The organism is Desulfuromonas soudanensis (assembly GCF_001278055.1).
GTDB lineage: Bacteria > Desulfobacterota > Desulfuromonadia > Desulfuromonadales > WTL > Deferrimonas > Deferrimonas soudanensis.
Map to the genome: position 1 here is coordinate 1,062,460 of NZ_CP010802.1, position 11,790 is coordinate 1,074,249.

Genomic DNA, 11,790 nt, shown 5'->3' on the forward strand with positions numbered 1-11,790 from the left:
TTCCCTGAAAATTATCTCCAGGGTGCGGGCCGGGTCGGCCGGGGCCGCGTTCCCCCCTGTCGCTTCGTCGATCGGTGGATCGTCCCAGGGGTCGGGGGGGGGAGGTCGAGGGCGGCGATCTGGCCGTCGATCTCTTCCTTGCGCAGCAGCAGTCGCGCCAGATCGAGTTCGTTGAACCAGATCGAGGTGATTTTCGCCTGAAAGAGGATCTCCTGGACTCCGCCGTGTTTCTGGATCGCCGGCGGACGCAGGGTCAGACAGCGGACCAGACCGAGGAGGTCGCGGGGAGCCAGGTCGGGCATGATCGTGACATGCTGCAGGCGGCGAGCGAAAAAGGCGGTTGCCAGCTTCTGCAGCAGGAGATTTTCCGGAGAAACCGGGGACTCACCGAGAAGGAAACGGTCCTTGCGAACCGAGAAGGTCAGGGAGCCCCGGACGAGGAGGAGAGAAAAGGCGGCAAAACACTCCTCGAGGACGGAACGGAGGGCGGGGTGTCCCGGAGGATAGAAGTTGACGGCCTTGATCAGCTTGATCAGGGCCCGCAGGACGGTCTCGAGGTGGCGTATGTCGGCTGCGGTCTCTGTCAAAGGAGCTTGCCCTCGTTTATAGCGAAAAATTTCATTCAAGATACCCTGTTGCCCCGGTCGTTGTAAATGGCAATTCAGCCGCATTCCTTGATCAGGGCCGAGATGGCGCGGAACTCGGGTGCCTTCGAGTCGCCGAGAATTTGAAAGAGGGCCGCCTCGGTGGTGGTGACCGTCGCTCCGGCCCGGCGGGCGTTGTCCAGGGCCATCCGGTAGTCGATCTTTTTCCGGGAGGAGATGGCGTCGGCGGCCAGGTGGACGACGTATCCGAGACGGCGCAGGTCGAGGAGGGTCTGGTAGACGCAGACATGGGCCTCCATCCCGCAGAGGAGGATGTGACGGATTTGCCGCTCTTCGAGGGCGGCAACGAACTCCGGCGCCCCGCAGCAGCTGAAGGAGGTTTTTTCAATGATGGGGGCGCCGGCGGGGAGGAGTTCGGCAACGGTCGCTCCGAGGCCGGCAGGGTATTGCTCGGTGAAGATGGTCGGGAGGGCGAGGAGTTCGGCCGCTTCCACCAGCAACCGGAGTTTTCCCAGCATCCGCCGGTAGATCGCCGGTTCCATGGCCAGGACGAGGCGCTGCTGCACGTCGACCACCACCAGGGCCGTGTCGCTGCGGGGGAGCCAGAGATTTGCGAGATCTTGATTCATGGTCAATCCTCCGTGGTCGGCGCTCTCTCAATGACGCAGAAGCCGCTGTCGTGAATGGCGTGATCCTGGGGGAGATACATGTCGTCCAGAACCTTGTGAAAGTGTTTGGCAACGACCTTGCGCTTGACCTTGAGGGTCGGGGTGACCTCCCCTTCCTCGCCGGAGAAGTCCCGGGAGAGGAGGGTGAAGCGTTTCACCCGGCCGAAGGAAGGGCGGTTTTGCTGCAGGGCGTCGACGCGGCGGCGGACCAGATCGAGCACCCTGGGGTGGCTGACCAGGTCGCAATGATTGAGAAAGTCGATCTTCTTGTAGCGGGCGTACTTTTCCAGATTGTCGAAGTTGGGGACCAGCAGTGCGGTCAGGAAGGGCTTTTTGTCGCCGTAGACCATGGAATTGGCGATATATTTGTCCGTTTTCAGGAGGTTTTCGATATTCTGCGGGGCGACGTTCTCCCCGCCGGCGGTGACGATGAGGTCCTTTTTGCGGTCGGTGATCGCCAGGAAGCCATCGGCGTCGATTTCTCCGATGTCGCCGGTTTTAAACCAGCCGTCGACGAAGGCTTCGGCGGTCTCCTCGGGGCGCTTCCAGTAGCCGGCGAAGACTCCGGGGCCTTTCACCAGGATTTCGCCGTCGTCGGCGATGCGCACCTCGGTCCCCGGAATCGGTCGCCCGACCGTGCCGAGGCGCAGCGCTTCCGGCGTGTTGGCGGCGATCACCGGCGAGGTTTCCGTCAGGCCGTACCCTTCGTAGATCGGGATCCCCGCCGCCAGGAAAAACTCTGCGATTTCGGCGCCGAGGGGTGCTCCCCCCGAGACGAAAAAGCGCAGCTTACCTCCCAGCGGCGTCTTGAGCTTGGAGAAGACCCCCGCCCGGGAAATCTTCGCCAGCAGTCGTTGCGACAGGGATGGACTGTCTCCCGACAGCTCCGTCCGCACCAGGGAACGGCAGGCCTTGAGGGCGCCGAAGAAGAGTTGCTTTTTCACCATCGATCCGGCAAGGACCCTCTCCATGATCCGGGCGTACATCTTTTCGTAGAGTCGCGGCACGCTGATCACCACCGTCGGACCGATCTCGGCGAGGTTGTGGGGGACCGAATCGAAATTTTCGGCGTAGGCGATGACCGTCCCCTGGTGAAGCATCAGGTAGTACCCCGCCATCCGTTCGAAGACATGGGAGAGGGGGAGAAAGGAGAGGCACTGGTCGTTCGGGCCGATGTCGAAGAGCTGCAGGCAGGCCTCGATGTTGGAAAGGAAATTGCGGTGGCTGAGGACCACCCCCTTGGGGAGACCGGTGGTGCCGGAGGTATAAACGATGGAGGCGGGTTTCTCGGGATCGCCGGCGGCCAGGCGTTCCTCGAGTTCGGCTTCGTTTTCTCCCCGCCCCTCCTGGAGGAACTCCTTCAGGGTAAAAATGGACGGGTGGGAATGTTCTCCGATCAGGAGGACCACCTTCTCCAGGTCCGGAAGGGCATCGAGGTGTTCGGCCAGTTCGGTGGCCAAGAGCGGGGAATAGAGAAAGAGGAGGCGACTTTCCGAGTCCCTGAGAATGTGGAGCAGGGTGTCGATCCCTTCGGTGTGGTAGACGGGGACCGACAGGGCGCCGCAGGCCATGGCGGCCATGTCGGCATAGAGCCATTCGGGGGCATTGGGCGCCATGATCGCCACCCGGTCGCCGGGAGCCACCTCCCCGGCCAGGAGAGCCAGGGCATAGGCGCGAATGCTCGATTCCACGTCCGCCCAGGGGATGTCGCGGTAACTTCCCCCCTCTTTGCGGCGCAGGGCGGTGCGGCCGCCGAAACGGCGGGCCTGATTGAAAACCATGCGGGCAAGGGTATCGCTCATGGGACCTCCTTCGGCCGGCGGGCGGCGGGCGCTCTCGGCGGAAAACCGGTTGACACCGGGGCTCTGACTGTGAAAGGTTGGGGTCCACCCCAAAACGGCAGGTAGCAGATGATTCTCGGCGTCACCGGCGGCATCGCCTCCGGCAAGAGTACCGTAACGGAAATCCTCGCCTCCCTCGGCGCTACGGTGGTCAGCGCCGACCAGTTGGCCCGCCAGGCGGTCCGCCCCGGCACCGAAACCCTCGAGCGCCTGGTGCGGCGCTTCGGACCTTCGATCCTCCTCCCCGACGGCACCCTCGACCGCAAGGCCCTGGGTTCGCTGGTCTTCGCCGATGAAACGGCCCGCAAGGACCTCAACGCCATCATCCATCCGGCGATTGCCGCCCTGGCGGAGGCGCGGTTGCAGGAGCTGTCGCGCCGGGGGCTGCCCCTCATCGTCTACGAGGCTCCTCTCCTCTTCGAAGCCGGCGCCGCCGAGCGGGTGGACGCCGTGCTGGTGGTGCGCCTCCACGAGGACCTGCAGCTGCGTCGGCTGATGGAGCGGGACGGCCTCGACGAGGGGTCCGCCCGGGCCCGGATCGCCTCCCAGATGCCCCAGGAGGAGAAGGTCGCCCGGGCCGATTTCCTGGTGGACAACTCGGGGTCGCTCCAGCAGACCGAGGAACAGGTCCGCAGGATCTTCAGCCGGCTGGTTCCCGGGGCTCCAGCGAGCCGATGAAGGCGCCGGTCAGTTCCAGAACCTCCCGCCAGCGGGGGTTCTCCTCGGTGCACAGCACATGGGGGACCTCCGGGCCGTAGCGATGATACTCCTTGCGCCGGCTCCCCAGGCGGCGGAAGATCTCCAGGCCGCTCTCGATGTCGGTCGTCTCGTCCCCTTCGGCGCCGACGACCAGGGCCGGGGCGGTGATTTCCGGCAACATTCCCTCCACCCGGCGAGTCAGCTGACGCAGCTCGAAGACCCCCTGCAGGGGCCGGTTCTGGTAGTAGAGCCCCTCCATCCCCTCGGCGTTCGGATTCCTCTGGTATTTTTTGACAAAGCGCAGCATCCCCACAAGCGGCGCCAGGGGGTGACGCACTCGCAGGTAGGGGGAGAGGAGGACCATCCCGGCCAGCTCCTTCCTCGCCGCCAGCGCCAGAAGGAGCAGGGCTCCGGTACTCATGCCGAGGCCGTAAATCCGTTCGTGGCGCTCGGACAGGAGTCGGTAGCCGTCGATTACCGCCTCCAGCCATTCCTCCCAGCGTCGGGTCGCCAGGTCCCCGGGGGAGGTGCCGTGCCCGGGGAGGCGCACCGCCAGAACGGTAAATCCGGCCGCCGCCAGGGCCTGGCCGAAAAGCTTCATCTCGGCCGGTCCGGCGGAAAAGCCGTGCACGAGAAGGACGGCGCCCTTCCGGACCATCTCCGGTTCGAGCAGAAAGGGGAGCTGGGCCGGGTGACGCACCCCCTGTCGGCGCGCCAGTTCGAGCTCCCCATCGATCGAAAGAGGTGTCGGCAATGTTCCTCCACAGGCGCCCCTGTCCGGGGGGAGTCCGTCTGCGTCTATATTATTAAGTGATTCTTTCTCTCTGAAATTGTTACGGAATATCTGTCTGAGAGTCTATCAGCAGGGCTGGGTCAAGTCAATTTGTCGCTCCCCGGAGACTAAAAAAGATCCCCCTTGGACCAAGGGGGATCTCACGTCGTTCCAGTGTTGTGACGGACCCGCTACTTGTGGTAGCCGAGGCGGGTGGAGAGGTCTTCGGCCGAGTGGGTGACCAGCGGAATCAAATCCTTTTCCAGCCGTTCGTCGGGGAGGCGCATGGAGGGGCCGGAGATGCTCACCGCACCGACGATGCGCCGGGTGTAGTCGCGGATCGGCGCAGCGACGCAGCGCACGCCGAGGTCGAGCTCTTCGTTGTCGATGGCGTACCCCTGCTCGGCGATCTGGCGCAGTTCCTTTTTGAGGACCTCCCGGTCGACGAAGGTGTTGGCCGTGTACCCTTTGAGCTCCCGGCTGGGGAGGAGGGCGTCGATCTCTTCATCGGACATGTAGGCCAGGTGGACCTTGCCGGCGGCGGTGCAGTAGGCGGGGAGCCGGGAGCCGACCCGGGAGACGACCCGGACGGTCAGGTCGGTTTCGACGACATCCAGATAGACGACGTGCCCTTCCTTGAAGATGGCGACGTAGGAGGTTTCGTTGCACCCCTGGACCAAACGGTCGAGGATCGGCTTGGCCTGGCGCAACAGCCCCATCTGCTTGATGAAGGTCTGTCCCAGTTCCAGGGATTTGAGTCCCAGGCGGTAGTTTTCCGTGGCCCGGTTCTGCTCGATGTAGCCCCGGGACTCCAGGGTCGCCAGAAGGCGGAAGACGTTGTTTTTGTGCAGCTTGAGGCGCTTGCTGAGTTCGGTGACTCCCAGCTCGTCGACGTCGCCATGAAACTGTTCCAGCAGGTCAAGCGCGTGGGAGACCGCCTGGATGATATATTCGGATTTTTCCTTCTTCGCCATGATTTCTTTTCCCTCATGTTGGTATTGCAGAGGCCAAGCCGCCCCCATCTTAGTAAATTCGCCCGGCATGTCAAGTGATTATGGGAAAATTTGCGAGATCTGTTCCCCCCCCTCCGTCGAATGGCGGCAGGGGTGGATCTGACCTGGATTTCATTGAATATAGAATGTTGTTTTATAAAAGTCAATATTAACAGGCGTTGGCCAAATCACCGCCGGTGCCGGTGCGGTTGACTATTGAGCTTCTTTCCGCTAGATTGGGCGAAAATCGGCTCACAGGAGAGGTGCGATGCTGAATCTCAGCAAGAAAATCGTGGTGGCCATCGACGGCTCGCCCCAGTCGGACAAGGCGGCGGAGGAGGCGATTCGCCTCGCGACGGCCTCCGGCACGCGCTTCAAGAGCAAAGTTTATGCCATCCTGGTCCTTCCCGGGAACCGGACCCCCTCCTTCACCGATTTTTTCCCCTCGCCCCCGGCGACGGAACTTCCCGGCTGGGAGGAAAAGCGCAAGCGGATCTTCTACGTGGTGGAGAAGGCGGCAGCCGAGGCGTCCATCCCGATGGAAAATGTCGTCGTCTACGGCGACGCCGCCGAAGAGATCCTGGCTTTTGCCGAAGAGCAGGATATCGACGTCATCGTCATCGGCTCTTCGGGGGCCGGGCGGGTGAAGCGGGCCCTTCTCGGCAGCGTTTCGACCAGGGTCGCCATGCACGCCCGCTGTTCGGTCTACATCGTTCGCTAAAAAGGATTCGTCCGCAGCTTTTCCGCCGCCGCCCCCGCACCCCGGGGGCGGTGTTTTTTTTGACGCCTTTGACGGGTCCCCCTCAGCGCGGGGCGCCGCCGGCAAAGCGGGTTTCCTGACAGAGGTATTCGAAGATCTCCATCATGCTCTCGCGAATCCCCTCCTCCTCGGAGGGAAATTCGTGGGGGGAGAGCTCCAGGGTCAGGGCCTGGTCATAGCTCGTTTCGCGGAGATGGTTGAGAAAACGGGTCAGGGGGAGGACGCCGTGTCCCGGCAGGAGGTGCTCGCGGCCGTAGCCGTAATCGGAGAAGTGGATATTGCGCATCATGCCGGAATTGTAAAAGAGGTGGAAGTCGTTGAGAAAGTTCGCCTTCGAGGACCCCATGTGGGCGGTGTCGAAGGTGAGATAGAGGTTGTGTTCCTTGAGAAAGTCGATCATCGCCGCGGTCTGGCCGAGAAAGTGAGGGTTGACCTTGAAGTCCCCGGTGCAGGGCATGTTCTCGACGGTGATGATCACCTCGTCGTGGCCGATTTCCTTCTGGTAGTCGAGGATTTTCTTGAACCAGCGCCAGAAGCGGAATTCGAACCCCATCCAGGCGGGGGGGTGGAAGTTGATCAGGGGGATGCCGGTCTCCCGGGCCAGTTTGACCGTGCGCTTGAGCTGGTCGATCTTGTTCCCCCAGCCGTCGAGTTCGAAGAAGGGGGCGTGCAGAGAAGAGACCGGGAGGATCTGCTGCAGGTCGCGGATCAGCGCCGCTTCGTCCAGGTACTGGAAGTTGTAGCTGATAATGACTTCCATGCCGTCAAAGCCCGTGTCTTTGGCGATTTCGAACACCTTCTCCAGGGGGAGGGTGTAGAGGCTTCCGGAAGAAAGGACGAGTTTCATCGGCTCCAGCGGGCTCCAGGGGCGGGGTCGTTGCAAAACAGCCGTTTCCGGCGATCAGGGGGCATGAACTTCTTCGGCCAGGAAACGGCGAATCTTCTCCGGCGGCGGCGGGGTGAGAAGGGAGACGACGATCATCACGCCGATAACCAGCGGTGCGCCGACGAGAGCCGAGCTGGTGGGGGGAACCACGGCGTGGAGCCAGGGGAAGATTCCCCCGAATAGGAGCGAGGCGAAGGTGATGCACAGGCCGAGAACCATCCCGGTGACGGCCCCGTACTTGTTGGTGCGATCCCACCAGATGCCGAGGAGGAAGACGGGAAAGAGGGTGTTCCCTGCCAGGGCGAAGGCCAGGGCGGTAATCTCGGCGATCAGTCCCGGCGGGTTGATTGCGCCGATGACGACGAGCAGCGCCAGCACCAGGGTCGCCCCCTTGGCGACGGCCATCCGCTTGCGTTCGCTGGCCCGGGGGTTGATCAGGCGGTAGTAGATGTCGTAGGAGAAGGCGCTGGCGCCGGTGACCAGGAGGCCCGAAACGGTGGAGAAGGCGGCGATGATGGCGCCGACGGCGATGACGCCGGTGAGCCAGAGGGGGATCCCCGCCCACTCGCCGGCCTTGATGACGATCAGGTCGGCCACGGCCCGGGCCGCCGCCGGGTCGGAGGGGATGCCCCCCTGGAATTCCCGGAGCTTGGCGAAGGTCCCGTAGGCCGGAGCGCTCCAGTAGAGAAGGCCGATGAAAAACAGACCCCAGACCACACTCCAGCGGGCATCACGGATGTTGGGCGCGGTATAGAAGCGGGCGAGGACATGGGGGAGGCCGGCGGTTCCGACCATCAGGGTGAAGCAGAGGGCGATCCACTGGAAGGGGGTCGCAAAGGCGAAGGGGGCGCCGTAGTCGCTGCCGCCGGCGACGGACGTCAGGTCGCGGAGGGCCACGCCGTAACCGAGCTGCGGAATGAGCCAGAAGTAGCCGAGCTTTCTGGCGATGGCCATCAGCGGCACGATGAAGCAGAGGATCAGCAGGGCGTACTGAAGCTGCTGGTTTTTGGAGAGCCCGAGGGTTCCCGACAACACCAGATAGGAGATGACCACCGCCGACCCGAAGAAGAGGGCCGGGGTGTAGTCGAGGCCGAACATCCAGGAGAAGACCAGGCCGATCCCCTTGTACTGGGCGACGCAGTAGATCAGGGAGATGAGGATGGCGATGACCGCCGAGAGGACCCGGGCGACGGGGGATTCATAGCGGGCGTCGACGAACTCGGGGGCCGTGTATTTGCCGAAACGGCGGATCTGTCCGGCCAGCAGGATCAGCAGCAGCACGTAGCCGCCGGTCCAGCCGATGACGTAGGCGAGGGCGAAGTACCCCTTGAGGTAAAAGACCCCGGCGATGCCGAGGAAAGAGGCGGCGCTCATCCAGTTGGAGGCGATGGCGGCGCCGATCCCCATCCGGCCGACGGAACGCGCCGAGCCCAGATAGTATTCCCCCTTGCTCGTCCGGGTGGCGAGCCCGGCCAGGATGAGAATCCCGAGAACGGCCAGGAGCAGGAGGGCGGGGAGGAGCTTGAAACCTTCGGCAGTCATGGATTCTCCCTACTTGCGCTTCTGGTAGATTTTGGTGAGGCGGTCGACGAAGGTGTTGAAGAGAAAGCACAACAGGATGAACCAGACGATGAGAAACTGGCCGGTGAACCAGTAATGAAAGGGGAAGCCTAAAATCACCGTCTCGGTCAACACCCCGCCGTTGCCCACGTCCTGAAGGGCCAGGACCAGCTGGAAGCCGAAGGTAAAAAAGGCCCAGCTCAAAAGCAACATCCAGGTGTACATGACCTTTTTGCGCATGAATCCCGGCCGGGGGCGGAAGAAGTTGACGCCGGTGTCCCGGGGGGCGGGACCGTGTTCTTCCTGGGGCTGTGCCATGATTTTTTCTCCTCGAAGCCTGTCTGTGGCGAAATGGTCGAAAATCGCCGACCATGAAGGATTGCTTCCCGCTAGGAGCCTGTCGGACTATACGGTCCGAAAAATTGGATATTTGAGGACAGATTCGAGCTTGTTTGAGAACCAATTCTCAACGCCCGTTCGCTGTGCTCACTCGAGACGCAGAGGAAAAGAGAGAACGCTGAGAAAATCGAGTTTCAAGGTGCAACCAAAAAAAACGCTTCCGATTCTGCTCTTCTCCGCGTTCTCCGGACCTTCTCTGCGATCTCTGCGTTGAAGCTTTAATAGTCGTCTCTATTGGTCGATTCTACCCCTTCATGACCTCGCGCAGCACGGCGGTGGCGTAGCTCCCCCGGGGGAGGGCGAAGGAGAGAATCAGATCGTCGTCGTCGAGACGGGCCTCGGCGGCGCTCAACGGCACCCGCAGGGGACGGCGCTCCCCCTCCATGGTCAGCCCGGCGCCGAGGCGAAAATCTTCCGGCTGCACCCCTTCCTTGTCGAGGAGAGCGGCCTCCAGGAGCCCCGCTTCTCCCCGGGCCGGGGTCAGTTTGCAGCCGAAAAGGGGGGCGGTGGGGCTGATCTCGAAGCGGTCGGCCCGGACCTGTTCGACCTCGGGGTCCTCGACGAGAAAGCAGGCGCCGTTGTCGTGCTTGAAGGCCAGGTCTCCGACCCACAGGCGGTCGAGGGTGGCCAGGCGCATGTCGACCATGCGGTCGAAGAGGCTTGCCTGGTAGGCGGAAAGATAGAGGCGCAGCAGCTTCTTCGGCAGGGCGAGGACCGCCTCTTTGGCCGATTGGCCATCCTTGAGCATCTGGATCATGCGGCGCTCGTCGCGGAAGCGCGCCGGCAGGGCGGCCAGGGCGGTATCGTAGTCGCCGGCGGCGAAGGCTTCGGCCCCCTGGCGCCAGCGTTCGTTGCTGATGGCCGCCGGGTCGCCGACGATCTGCGCCGCGGCCGCGGCGTGGTCGCCGCGCAGCAGGGCGCCGCCGATGGTGTGGGAATTGCCGAGGGAGCCGTAGCGCTGCTGGCCGAAGCGGTTGGGGACGCCCATATCCCGCAGCACCGAAAGGACGTCGAGGGCCCGCTCGAGGGCGTCGGCGCCAACCTGGCGCACCCGGATGGTGAAACGGTTGCCGGCCAGGTGGCCGAGGCGCAGTTTGTTGCGGTGGCGCGCGGCACCCAGGATGCGGATCCCCTCGAGGTCGAGGGCCAGGGCCCGCTCCTCGCTCACCCCGGTCAGGGAGAGGGTCTGACGGGTGGTGGCCCGGGCGTCCTTGAGGCCGGCGTAGCCGATGTCCCGCTCCCGAACGCCGAGGGCCCTGGCGAGGCGCTGCAGAAGGTCGAAGGTGGTGATCCCGCTCTTCTCGACCCGCAGGTAGAGGTGCTCCCCGTCGCCGCAGGGGGCGTAGAGGGGGATTTCTTCCACGAGGAAGTCCTCGGGGATCTCCTTGATCGCCCCGCCTGTTCCCGGCAGGGCACCTGTCAGATAGTCACTCATTTCCGGCGTGCTCCCCATGGACCCGGAACCCGGGGCGAAGCGGCGGCAGCAGGTCGGCTCCGGCGGCAAATCCGGGGGCCTTGCGGTAATGGATGTAGTGGATCGGCTGGCCGAGATCGAGAAAGCGGCGCATGTATTTGGAGATCGGGTAGCCGGGGAGTTCGGTGGCGCTGGGGAGAGTCAGGGCGTTGACGTACCCCGGGACGGTCGGCAGGAGGGCGGCGACGTCTTCGGCGTAGTCGGTGAAGTCGGTGATGAAGTAGAGCTCCCCTTCGGGGGCCAGGTAATAGAGGAGGGAGCGCAGAAAGTCGGCGCCGACCAGGCGTCTATCGCGGTGGCGCTTCTTCGGCCAGGGATCGGGGCAGTTGATGTAGATCGCCGTCAGGCTCTCGGGACCGAAATGACGGCCGAGGAGGTCGCGGGCCTCGGCGCGGACGACGCGGACATTGTCGAGGCCGGCCGCATCGATTCTGCTGCAGGTCTTCAGGCACCCCTTGTTGTAGATGTCGATGGCCAGATAGTTGATGTGGGGATGCTGGCAAGCCAGCTGCAGGATGAAGTCGCCGATGCCGCAGCCGATCTCCAGGGCCAGGGGGCGGGAGACGGCAAAGAGGTCGCCGGGAGCTGCGACTGTTTCCAGTTCGGAGGCGGCGACGAAGGTCGGGGAGGTGATTTGGATGGTTCTCTGGGTCATTCCGGGCGGGCCTTTCCGAACGGAGGGGGCAGGGACCGGCAGAGTAGCACGGGCCGGGGATTATTTCAACGCTCCACCGCGGCGCCTAACGCAGGCTATTGAGATAGTCGGTGAGCGCCTCGATGTCGGCTTCGGGGAGATAGTCGTAGGACGGCATCATCGAAGCGGGGTTGTTCCTCTTTGGATTGACGATCTGAAGGTGGATCGCCTCCCTGACGAGGCGGCTGCCGACGCCGGTGAGGGACGGGCCGAGGTTGCCGCCGTTTTCCCCGAGGGAGTGGCATCCCTTGCAGCCGAGGGCGTTGATCAGTTCCCGGGCGTGCCCCTCGTCCTCTGCGGCCAGGACGGGAGCACCGAGTGCGAGGGCGACCAGGGCGAAAAGGATGCAGCGGATCGGTGTCATGGCGAGCTCCAGGGAAGGGGTCGGTAACCGGCACGGCGGCCATCCGGTATGATACCGGAAAGCGCCGCCGAGGCAA

13 protein-coding genes are annotated in these 11,790 nt (G+C 63.6%); 2 read left to right on the plus strand and 11 right to left on the minus strand.

What is annotated here, in order from left to right:
* Positions 1–11: 11 nt before the first annotated feature.
* From DSOUD_RS04670 to DSOUD_RS04680, 3 genes are all read right to left on the minus strand, one after another.
* Complete coding sequence (locus DSOUD_RS04670) at positions 12–587, minus strand: hypothetical protein (RefSeq protein WP_053549915.1); 576 nt, start codon at positions 585–587, stop codon at positions 12–14.
* A gap of 74 nt (positions 588–661) precedes the next feature.
* Positions 662–1,234, minus strand: coding sequence for an isochorismatase family protein (locus DSOUD_RS04675; RefSeq protein WP_053549916.1), 573 nt, complete (start codon positions 1,232–1,234; stop codon positions 662–664).
* A 2-nt stretch (positions 1,235–1,236) separates the two neighbouring features.
* Positions 1,237–3,075 carry an AMP-dependent synthetase/ligase gene (locus DSOUD_RS04680; RefSeq protein WP_053549917.1) on the minus strand — a complete coding sequence of 613 codons (1,839 nt, stop codon included), beginning with the start codon at positions 3,073–3,075 and terminating at the stop codon, positions 1,237–1,239.
* A gap of 108 nt (positions 3,076–3,183) precedes the next feature.
* Between DSOUD_RS04680 and coaE the strand changes: the two genes are divergently transcribed.
* Entirely contained in the window at positions 3,184–3,792 is a 609-nt protein-coding gene (gene coaE / locus DSOUD_RS04685; protein WP_053549918.1) for a dephospho-CoA kinase, read from the plus strand.
* Here coaE and DSOUD_RS04690 read toward each other — a convergent pair.
* The gene (locus DSOUD_RS04690) at positions 3,755–4,567 is read right to left on the minus strand and encodes an alpha/beta hydrolase (RefSeq protein WP_053549919.1); all 813 of its coding nucleotides are present in this window, start codon (positions 4,565–4,567) and stop codon (positions 3,755–3,757) included. The genes coaE and DSOUD_RS04690 overlap by 38 nt on opposite strands.
* A 209-nt stretch (positions 4,568–4,776) precedes the next feature.
* A complete protein-coding gene (locus DSOUD_RS04695) occupies positions 4,777–5,559 on the minus strand; it encodes an IclR family transcriptional regulator (RefSeq protein WP_053549920.1) in 783 nt (260 codons plus the stop codon).
* Between the two features lie 286 nt (positions 5,560–5,845).
* Here DSOUD_RS04695 and DSOUD_RS04700 point away from each other — a divergent pair, with 286 nt between their 5' ends.
* Positions 5,846–6,298 (plus strand): universal stress protein, encoded by a 453-nt coding sequence (locus DSOUD_RS04700; protein ID WP_053549921.1) that lies wholly within the window; start codon positions 5,846–5,848, stop codon positions 6,296–6,298.
* Positions 6,299–6,380: 82 nt separating this feature from the next.
* On the opposite strand, the gene DSOUD_RS04705 is transcribed toward DSOUD_RS04700, so the two are convergent.
* The 6 genes from DSOUD_RS04705 to DSOUD_RS04730 form a co-directional block, all read right to left on the minus strand.
* The gene (locus DSOUD_RS04705; RefSeq protein WP_279330678.1) at positions 6,381–7,220 is read right to left on the minus strand and encodes a sugar phosphate isomerase/epimerase family protein; all 840 of its coding nucleotides are present in this window, start codon (positions 7,218–7,220) and stop codon (positions 6,381–6,383) included.
* Positions 7,221–7,238: 18 nt separating this feature from the next.
* Positions 7,239–8,765 (minus strand): VC_2705 family sodium/solute symporter, encoded by a 1,527-nt coding sequence (locus tag DSOUD_RS04710; RefSeq protein WP_053549923.1) that lies wholly within the window; start codon positions 8,763–8,765, stop codon positions 7,239–7,241.
* A 9-nt stretch (positions 8,766–8,774) separates the two neighbouring features.
* Positions 8,775–9,101: a DUF4212 domain-containing protein gene (locus DSOUD_RS04715; protein WP_053549924.1), complete on the minus strand. Its 327-nt coding sequence runs from the start codon at positions 9,099–9,101 to the stop codon at positions 8,775–8,777.
* Positions 9,102–9,426: 325 nt separating this feature from the next.
* The gene (truD, locus tag DSOUD_RS04720; protein ID WP_053549925.1) at positions 9,427–10,617 is read right to left on the minus strand and encodes a tRNA pseudouridine(13) synthase TruD; all 1,191 of its coding nucleotides are present in this window, start codon (positions 10,615–10,617) and stop codon (positions 9,427–9,429) included.
* A complete protein-coding gene (gene trmB / locus DSOUD_RS04725) occupies positions 10,610–11,311 on the minus strand; it encodes a tRNA (guanosine(46)-N7)-methyltransferase TrmB (RefSeq protein ID WP_082351071.1) in 702 nt (233 codons plus the stop codon). Before trmB ends, truD begins: the two co-directional genes overlap by 8 nt.
* Before the next feature lie 85 nt (positions 11,312–11,396).
* Positions 11,397–11,714: a c-type cytochrome gene (locus tag DSOUD_RS04730; protein ID WP_053549926.1), complete on the minus strand. Its 318-nt coding sequence runs from the start codon at positions 11,712–11,714 to the stop codon at positions 11,397–11,399.
* Positions 11,715–11,790: the final 76 nt, after the last annotated feature.

What these genes read in the sequence shown, in the direction of transcription:
- DSOUD_RS04675 (WP_053549916.1), bottom strand. Translation starts at nt 1,234, where the DNA reads ATGAATCAAGATCTCGCAAATCTCTGGCTCCCCCGCAGCGACACGGCC.
- DSOUD_RS04700 (WP_053549921.1), top strand. Translation starts at nt 5,846, where the DNA reads ATGCTGAATCTCAGCAAGAAAATCGTGGTGGCCATCGACGGCTCGCCC.
- DSOUD_RS04680 (WP_053549917.1), bottom strand. Translation starts at nt 3,075, where the DNA reads ATGAGCGATACCCTTGCCCGCATGGTTTTCAATCAGGCCCGCCGTTTC.
- DSOUD_RS04715 (WP_053549924.1), bottom strand. Translation starts at nt 9,101, where the DNA reads ATGGCACAGCCCCAGGAAGAACACGGTCCCGCCCCCCGGGACACCGGC.
- coaE (WP_053549918.1), top strand. Translation starts at nt 3,184, where the DNA reads ATGATTCTCGGCGTCACCGGCGGCATCGCCTCCGGCAAGAGTACCGTA.
- DSOUD_RS04730 (WP_053549926.1), bottom strand. Translation starts at nt 11,714, where the DNA reads ATGACACCGATCCGCTGCATCCTTTTCGCCCTGGTCGCCCTCGCACTC.
- truD (WP_053549925.1), bottom strand. Translation starts at nt 10,617, where the DNA reads ATGAGTGACTATCTGACAGGTGCCCTGCCGGGAACAGGCGGGGCGATC.
- DSOUD_RS04710 (WP_053549923.1), bottom strand. Translation starts at nt 8,765, where the DNA reads ATGACTGCCGAAGGTTTCAAGCTCCTCCCCGCCCTCCTGCTCCTGGCC.
- trmB (WP_082351071.1), bottom strand. Translation starts at nt 11,311, where the DNA reads ATGACCCAGAGAACCATCCAAATCACCTCCCCGACCTTCGTCGCCGCC.
- DSOUD_RS04695 (WP_053549920.1), bottom strand. Translation starts at nt 5,559, where the DNA reads ATGGCGAAGAAGGAAAAATCCGAATATATCATCCAGGCGGTCTCCCAC.